This is a genomic window from Vibrio sp. YT-18, from assembly GCF_033337345.1.
Classification (GTDB): Bacteria; Pseudomonadota; Gammaproteobacteria; order Enterobacterales; family Vibrionaceae; genus Vibrio; species Vibrio alginolyticus.
Genome location: NZ_JAWOQO010000149.1, coordinates 1 through 1246, shown reverse-complemented (window position 1 = coordinate 1246; position 1246 = coordinate 1). Strand labels below are relative to the sequence as shown.

Annotated in this window: 1 protein-coding gene; it reads left to right on the top strand. The window is 41.5% G+C overall.

Annotated features, from left to right (window positions below; translation table 11 throughout):
• Nucleotides 1-268: 268 nt before the first annotated feature.
• On the top strand, nt 269-1246 hold a 978-nt coding region (locus R7M72_RS25040; RefSeq protein ID WP_318056450.1), incomplete at its 3' end, for a leucine-rich repeat domain-containing protein.

Genomic DNA, 1246 nt, shown 5'->3' with positions numbered 1-1246 from the left:
TTTACCCTACAAAAAGTCATTTAGTAGAATGAAACTTTCACGATTTGGGCCTTTTATATGTATGTTTTGCTTGTCAAAGCGTCCGTTTTAGTAGCGAAACTAGCTAAACAACTTGTTGGAAGTGGACTAACTGCGGAAAGTATTGCTACCTTACGTTTATCTCAAAATAAAGCTGACTACCTGTGAACGCTTTTATGCGTTGGTAGAGGGTATTTGACGGTCTTAATAAAATACGGGAACAGCCATGACATTATCAAGAACAAGGCTCATGAAAGCAACAGCCCAAATTCTTGGCACTTTACTCTGTTTAGCCTTTCTTACTGGCTGTGAACGAGCAACGGAAGGGTTGCAATATGCCAAAAATCGTGATGGTTCAGATGACAAGTCAATACTTATTGGCTACAACGGTAACGACACAGATGTCGTCATCCCAGATTCGGTCGAACTTATTAATGGGGGGACATTTTATGACAAGCAGCTCACCAGCGTGGTCATCCCAAAATCGGTTACTATAATTGGAAGACAGGCGTTTGAAAACAATAAACTCACTAATGTGGTTATACCAGATTCGGTGACCTCCATTGGGGAGCGGGCGTTCGCTGAAAATAATCTCACCAGCGTTACTATTCCTGATTCAGTGACCTCGATTGGGGAGCGGGCATTTAATAAAAATGCAATATCAATAGTTAACAATGTCCCATCAGATGGTATTATTTTTGCTCGTAATGATGATGGCACTGAAAACAAAAAGATCATAATTTCCTATGGTGGAGCAAGAAAAGAGATTGCTATACCAGATTCGGTGATTACTATTGATAGTTGGATGTTTGCTGAAAGTCAGCTCACCAGAGTTACTATTCCTGATTCGGTGACCTCCATTGGGGAGCGGGCGTTCGCTAAAAATAATCTCACCAGCGTGACTATCTCAGATTCGGTGACAGCTATTGAGTACGAGGCATTTCATGACAACCAGCTCACCAGCGTTACTATTCCCGATTCAGTGACCTCCATTGGGGAGCGGGCATTTTCTGACAACCAGCTCACCAGCGTTACTATTCCTGATTCAGTGACCTCCATTGGGGAGCGGGCATTTAATAAAAATGCAATATCAATAGTTAACAATGTCCCATCAGATGGTTTTATTTTTGCTCGTAATGATGATGGCACTGATAACAAAAAGATAATAATTTCCTATGGTGGAGTAAGAAAGGAGATTGTTATTCCTGACTCGGTGACCACAATTGGA